This is a genomic window from Psychrobacter sp. AOP31-B2-9 (assembly GCF_052378005.1).
In the GTDB taxonomy this organism is placed as follows: domain Bacteria; phylum Pseudomonadota; class Gammaproteobacteria; order Pseudomonadales; family Moraxellaceae; genus Psychrobacter.
Window position 1 is genome coordinate 1 of sequence record NZ_JBQSXG010000146.1, and the last position, 7,023, is coordinate 7,023.

Consider the following 7,023-nt stretch of genomic DNA (forward strand, 5'->3'; position numbering starts at 1 on the left):
AGTTATTTTAATACTCTCTAACCATGACTATTCTGCATCACAGTAGCTTTTTCATAACTGCTTTATCATAACTGACTTCTCACAGTTACTTTCTCACAGTTACTGCTAATTGTGCAACAGCATAAATATGGCGCCTATTATCAAAAAGGAAGCGTCGTGCGCTTCCTTTTTATACTGCTAAGCTTATATCATTCTCAAAATTAAGTAAAAAGCAAGTACATGCCTTTACTCACTGTGCTAACTATCTGCCACTACGTATCGTAGGTTGTATAATTTTGATATAGACATTCGTGCTTCTGGGAGTTGATAGCATCTAATCTGTTATCTGTATTTTCAATTATTATGCTCGCTGCTATTTTTCAGATTTGTCCAAATCGATAGAGACTGAGTTTATGCAATAGCGCATCCCTGTCGTCTCGCTAGGTCCATCAGGGAACACATGACCTAGGTGCGCCCCGCAGTTACTACAAGTCACCTCTGTGCGAGTCATGCCCAATGAGTTATCGACGTGCTCATCAATAGCGCTGTTATCGACTCCTTGGTCAAAACTTGGCCAACCGCAACCAGCATTGAATTTACTGCTTGAGTCAAACAAGCTAGCGCCGCACCCTTTGCAGCGATAAATACCTTCATCATCTGCATCATTATAGACACCTGTGAATGGGCGTTCTGTGCCCTTCTCGCGCATTACATGGTATTCATCAGCACTCAAGCGTTCTTTCCAATCAGCTTTGGTTAATTGGCTAATTTCTGCTTTGCTAAGTTGATTGTCTTGCATAGTTTGTCCTTACTTAAATAGGTATTGTCCGATTTTCTATTTGGCTACTAATCAAGTTTTATCGCCATATTATTATAAATAACGATGTGCCCTATCTATTGATGATCAACCCAATATTCAAGACATACATCACAATAATATTGTATTGGCAAAGCAATTAGTAATGGGTAATGGGTAATGGGTAATGGGTAATGGGTAATTATATGGTATTTCAGCAGGGAACCACTTCATACGCTTATAAATGCAAGATTTACTTTCATTGTTATAACTTTTTTAAAATAACTTGCATAGCAGTTATTTATGCAATAATATCTTGCATTAGGATATAAGTATTATTATTGAATTAAAGTAATCTACTTATGACAAACCTATTGATAAATAAAGGCTTAACTGATTATGGCTAGCGAGAAAAATAAAGGTACACAAGCCGAACGACTGGTGCAGCTGCGCCGTGATAAAGGATTTACTGCGGAGCAATTAGCACAAGCGATGACGGCAGCAGGCGCAAAGGTCAGTCGCGGTGCTATCTCTAATTGGGAGCGTGGCACCAATGGTATCGTCTCGTCTAAATTACCCACGCTAGCACGTATTTTAGGCTGTAGCGAAGGCTACTTGCTGCGCGGTGAGCTTCAAAACCAAACAAGCACCACTACAAATACGACAGCCAGTGTATCAAATAAGAACGATGATTTAGATACTACGCCTCCTAAACATACACAACCTGACAAATCAAGTGAGAGCAAGCCAAGCTCAGTCAACACAAACTCACCAAATAGCCCTATGAGTGATCCCTCTATGAATACCATTAAAAAATCTGATAAATTACAAAATGTCTGCTACGACATTCGCGGCCCACTACTACAGACTGCAAATAAAATGGAGGCGGAGGGCAAACGTATATTAAAGCTGAATGTCGGCAACCCAGCACCATTCGGTCTAGAAGCACCGCATGAGATTTTGCGTGATGTGGCGATGAATTTGCCAGACGCCATTGGGTATTCAGACTCACAAGGGATCTTTTCTGCGCGTAAAGCAGTACTGCAATATTATCAATCAAAAGGGCTGCTATCGGCAGTTGATGTCCGTGATGTATATTTAGGTAATGGTGTCTCTGAGCTGATTGTCATGACTATGCAAGCATTAATGAACGATGGTGATGAGGTACTCATTCCAATGCCAGATTACCCGCTTTGGACAGCGGCCGCTAATCTATCTGGTGGTACGGCTGTACACTATCGCTGTAATGAAGACGACAACTGGCACCCTGATATAGAAGATATCAAATCAAAAATTACCAGTAAGACAAAAGGCATCGTGGTTATCAACCCTAATAACCCAACTGGTGCGCTTTATAGCAACGAGCTCCTATTACAGATTATAGAGGTTGCTAAAGAGCATGATTTAATCATCATGGCGGATGAGATTTATGACCGTATTCTCTATGATGACACTCTACACACACCAATGAGTACTTTGACGGATGACGTACTGGTTCTATCGTACAACGGTTTGTCAAAGTCGCATCGTATCGCGGGGTTCCGTGCAGGTTGGATGATGGTCTCAGGTCGCAAGCAACACGCTGCTGACTTTATAGAGGGTCTGGATATGCTAGCCTCTATGCGCTTATGCTCTAACGTTCAAGGGCAATACGCTATCCAAACAGCGATGGGTGGCCACCAAAGTATGAAAGATTTGACATCTAAAACAGGTCGCTTGTATAAGCAGCGCGAAATGGCCGTATCGCGACTTAATGCAATTAAAGGCATTTCATGTACGATGCCACAAGGCGCGTTTTATTGTTTTCCAAAGATGGACCCTGAAGTTTACCCTATTACGGATGACATGAATTTTATGATGGACCTACTGATTGATGAAAACGTTCTAATGGTACAAGGGACGGGGTTCAATTGGGACAAACCGGATCACTTCCGCTTAGTGTTTCTGCCCAATTTACATGACTTAGAAGATGCAATGGATCGCTTAGACAGATTCTTTGCTAAAAAACGCCAACAGTTTGGTACTGATTAAACACTCATTTAGGATGCTCCATCATATAAAAAATGCTTATCAGCATGATGCTGATAAGCATTTTTTTCAACCAACTTGTTATACTTACTAACTACAACTTATCTTCAATACGAGTATTAAAAAATATTACTCAATACGAAATAACTGATAGCCGACATACTTGCCGCTGCAGGAAGCGTCACAACCCACGCCAAACCAATCGGTTTCATCAGCTTCCAATTGGTGTCTCTATTGACGATACCGATACCCAATACCGCACCGACTAAAGTATGTGTACTTGATACAGGTAATCCCATCGTCGAGGCTACCATAACAACAGCTGCTGCAGCCAGTTCTGCTGAAAAGCCAGAAGCAGGGTGCATTTTGGCCAAATTGGTTCCTACCGTCTGAATGACTTCTTTACCGATGAACCAAAGACCAACAATAAGTGAAACCCCAAAAGTCAGCATGACCGCTGGTGGTACTGCCGCCTCGGTAGCAATACTATTGGTACGAATCACATCCATAATCGCGGCAAAAGGACCAACTGCATTGGCAATATCATTCGACCCATGACTAAAAGCAAAAGCCGATGCGGTAAAGACTTGCATCCAACTAAACATAATAAAGGTTGCTTTGGTCAAATCCTCTTTATGCTTACCACGGATACTTTTGGTATAGATAAAGGTCGCAAGCCATACTAGCGCCGCTATCATTCCCATGATCAAGAAGCCCTGTAGCGTCGTCATATTACTGTTGACGTTTTTAAGGCCTTTGAATACAACCAGCGATGTCATGACGGCACCACCAGCTGCTGCAATAAGCGGCACCCACTGCTTAAGTGCTTTTAGCGTATCAAGGTTGGTACGCTCGTTCTCAATCTCATAAAGCTGTTTGTAATAATCTGTCTCTAGATCTTCTATCACGCAATCATCATCTTTATAGATTTCTTGATCACGTAGCATGGCCGATGTATAAGCCAGCTGCTCTGATTCTGTTAGACCTTCCAAAAACTCTTTATGGTTTTGCTTTAAGGTTTTTTTATTGCCTTTAAGAATCGCAAGATGTGCCTCTGTTCGATCATTATACTCGATGATATTTTTCTTAATCTGTCCGTATAACAGGTAGGATAATACACCACCTAGCAACGGTGATAGCACCCAAGAAATAGCGATCGTACCAACAGTTCCCCAACTCACTGTTGATAAAGCCATTTCCGTACCACCCAATGTGATACCCAGTACGATAGAGCTACCAACAACGCCACCGATAATGGAGTGCGTGGTCGAAACCGGTAAGCCTTTTTTGGTGGCAAACAATAACCAAAATGCAGCAGCGATTAAAGCTGAGAGCATGACATAAATAAATTGATTAGGTGTCACCGTTAGACCATCTAGGTCAACGATGCCTTTTCTGATCGTATCAGTAACTTCGCCACCTGCCAGTACAGCACCTGACACTTCAAATATTGCAGCAATACCCAATGCTTGAGGAATGGTTAATGTGCCGGCACCTACCGAGGTACCAAAGGAGTTGGCGACATCATTCCCACCAATATTGAATGCCATAAAGACACCAAAAGCGGTTGCTACAATAAATAGCGTCGTTTGTTGATGCATTGTGTAATCTAGACCCCACCACGTAAAATAGGCGGTCATCGCAATCAGTACAATGGCAAAAAATATATTTATTCTCATAGAGCCGACTGATTTGACTGACTCTGTAGAACTACTGCTAATACCCATACGTTAATACGTCCTGCGTAAGCTGATTGAAATTATATGCGGTTAATAACATTGCACTGTAATGCTAAATACTACTATAACTATACTATTTAGCATTGTGGTAACGTCTATAAAACGCGTGATGTACTCGATAAGTAGCGATCTAATTAGTGATTTAAGTAATGACTTAAGCAACGATATTTTCGATAGTACGGCTGATACATTGGCCTGAAGCGATTGACTGCTGATGCATGTTCTATCTCATTGACGGGTTTTACTTGATTTAAAATTACAAACTAATTTTAGGTAAAACACGTCTCTTAACATGTCACAAAGCCGCAAGTAATATTGCTAAATCGTCTGATTACAGCATCTTGCGGCTTTGAAGTTTTATTGTGGCCATAGTAACACTAGGACGCATAGAACAACTATAACGCCCTATTTGCTATAGCATATGATGTATAGCAGAAAACATTAGGCGCCTATTATATTAAATATAAGCGCATAATGCATGATGATATTGCGAGATTTGTAACTGCCAAGGTCATATTCAATTAACATCACTTTTCAGTGACTTATCGTATTATTATACTATTTTTGTATAAACATTAAAATTATAAATAAAGAGTTTCAGTCACTCAATATAATCAAAGGTTAACTGTCGTACCTTGCCGATAATTGCTCAATAGCATGATCCAGCACATCCAAACGCGCTTGACGCTTTTCGTTAGTAGCGATGACACACCAAGGTGCATTTTTACTATCAGTGCGTGCCAGCATATCCGCTGCAGCCTGTACATAGTCCGACCATTTATCACGATTACGCCAGTCATCGTCGGTCAGCTTAAACTGCTTATGCGGTGTTTCTTGGCGCCCCTCAAAACGTTTCAACTGCTCTTTTTTATCAATCGCCAGCCAGTACTTGATGACGATCGCTCCTGAATCGGTCAAGTCTGCCTCAAAGCGATTGATTTCATCATAAGCGCGTTGCCACTCATCACTGGTCGCAAACCCTTCGACACGCTCAACCAACACCCGCCCATACCAAGTGCGATCAAAGATAGCGATACGACTGATTCGGTCGGTCTGCTCATCAGGAAGCTTTGTCCAAAAACGCCATAAATAAGGATGCTGCAATTCGTACAGCATCGGTGCACTAATGTTATAAATTTGGTATTCACGTGGGTCAAGCGGCGCTACCAACCTTTTGATTGCCCCGCCCTTGCCAGCAGCGTCCATACCCTCAAAAGCAAATACAACGTGACGACCTTTGCGGGCGCGCAATAACTCAGCGAGACAAGCTTGCTTCTCTGCCAACAACTTACGATAGTCAGACTTATCTATATCCTCTTCTTTTATATTCGTCAACTGCTTAGGTATTTTTACAGATTCAAATACTTGTTCTTCATCTGTTTTATCTACATTGACGGCACTACTTACTAATGCTGTCTGCATTGCATGCAGCACTTCATGACAAAAATGATCTGCCGCTTGTGATTTATCATCACCGTCAATGATGATCCAGTCGTCTTGCTGGCGCAATAACGTCGCTGCTACTTCGTTAAACTTTTCGATAACTTTTTGGCTGTTCCAGTCAATTTGATACAAAAAATGTGGATCCGCCTTTTTGTCATGAAGCCGCGATTGTAATGTTTCGATATCAACATGAAACCAGCACTTTAGCAGCCTTGTTTGATTAGCAATAAGATCTTGTTCAAACACTTGTAGCTTAGCCAGTTGCTGTTCTAAATATGCTTGCCATGTCGCAATAGGAAATACGCTATGATTTACTGACTCAGTATCGTCTTTGTCATCTGACATTGCCAGACGCATGGCGTTGTAGAGTAAGTCAGCGTACCAATTGCCAAAATAAACCATAACATCACCATGACGTGGCATGGATTTGGTATACGCTTGCCACATTGGTTGATGGGTTAATGGACAAGAGCCAATGGTCGCCTCAACCTTTAACAGTCTAGGATCGACCCATTGCCGCAGTTGCTTAACCGCAGTTCCTTTACCTGCCTGCTCCATACCATTGACTAACACCAACAGTCCTGTAGGTTTATTGGTGGTTTTCGGTGTTCGTTGCCGTGTTGCACGCAGAGCATACTGGGCTGTAACTAATGCTAATCTCAGCCCATCTTCATCCATAGAGAACTGGCTGAGTGGGTTGGGCGTTAAACGCTGCTCGACCATTTCATCACTAAATTGTGCGTTGACTGGCTCTGGGACTACTGAATCAGATTTACTCTTTTTTTTACTCATAGTTAAAATCATCCTCTGATTGAAAATACGTCATTTTAATCATAGCATTCAACCAATCCAGTCAATGACGCCGCTATGTAACAGTTTGACATTTGTATTCTAGTTTATTTTCTTTTAAGGTGAACACAATCTACGAAGCTATCTTAGAACAGTCTCCATACTTTGTCTTAGCATCTTAAAAACCAGCATTACTTATAAAGCAGTTACACGCAGACTATTACACTATTTTTTTCAACAATTTGATAA

Annotated in this window: 4 protein-coding genes; 1 reads left to right on the forward strand and 3 read right to left on the reverse strand. The window is 41.5% G+C overall.

Features of this window, described 5'->3' with window-relative positions; all coding sequences use genetic code 11:
- Nucleotides 1–352: 352 nt before the first annotated feature.
- Nucleotides 353–778, reverse strand: a complete 426-nt coding sequence (msrB, locus tag ACT3SX_RS12805; protein ID WP_192520434.1) for a peptide-methionine (R)-S-oxide reductase MsrB — start codon at nt 776–778, stop codon at nt 353–355.
- A gap of 489 nt (nt 779–1,267) precedes the next feature.
- Between msrB and ACT3SX_RS12810 the strand changes: the two genes are divergently transcribed.
- Nucleotides 1,268–2,806, forward strand: coding sequence for an aminotransferase class I/II-fold pyridoxal phosphate-dependent enzyme (locus ACT3SX_RS12810; protein WP_413038465.1), 1,539 nt, complete (start codon nt 1,268–1,270; stop codon nt 2,804–2,806).
- Between the two features lie 116 nt (nt 2,807–2,922).
- Here ACT3SX_RS12810 and ACT3SX_RS12815 read toward each other — a convergent pair whose 3' ends face one another.
- Both ACT3SX_RS12815 and ACT3SX_RS12820 read right to left on the reverse strand, forming a co-directional pair.
- Nucleotides 2,923–4,530, reverse strand: coding sequence for an inorganic phosphate transporter (locus tag ACT3SX_RS12815; RefSeq protein ID WP_192520432.1), 1,608 nt, complete (start codon nt 4,528–4,530; stop codon nt 2,923–2,925).
- A gap of 633 nt (nt 4,531–5,163) precedes the next feature.
- Entirely contained in the window at nt 5,164–6,777 is a 1,614-nt protein-coding gene (locus tag ACT3SX_RS12820) for an ATPase (RefSeq protein WP_192520431.1), read from the reverse strand.
- Nucleotides 6,778–7,023 lie beyond the last annotated feature (246 nt).

What these genes read in the sequence shown, in the direction of transcription:
- ACT3SX_RS12820 (WP_192520431.1), bottom strand. Translation starts at nt 6,777, where the DNA reads ATGAGTAAAAAAAAGAGTAAATCTGATTCAGTAGTCCCAGAGCCAGTC.
- ACT3SX_RS12810 (WP_413038465.1), top strand. Translation starts at nt 1,268, where the DNA reads ATGACGGCAGCAGGCGCAAAGGTCAGTCGCGGTGCTATCTCTAATTGG.
- msrB (WP_192520434.1), bottom strand. Translation starts at nt 778, where the DNA reads ATGCAAGACAATCAACTTAGCAAAGCAGAAATTAGCCAATTAACCAAA.
- ACT3SX_RS12815 (WP_192520432.1), bottom strand. Translation starts at nt 4,530, where the DNA reads ATGGGTATTAGCAGTAGTTCTACAGAGTCAGTCAAATCAGTCGGCTCT.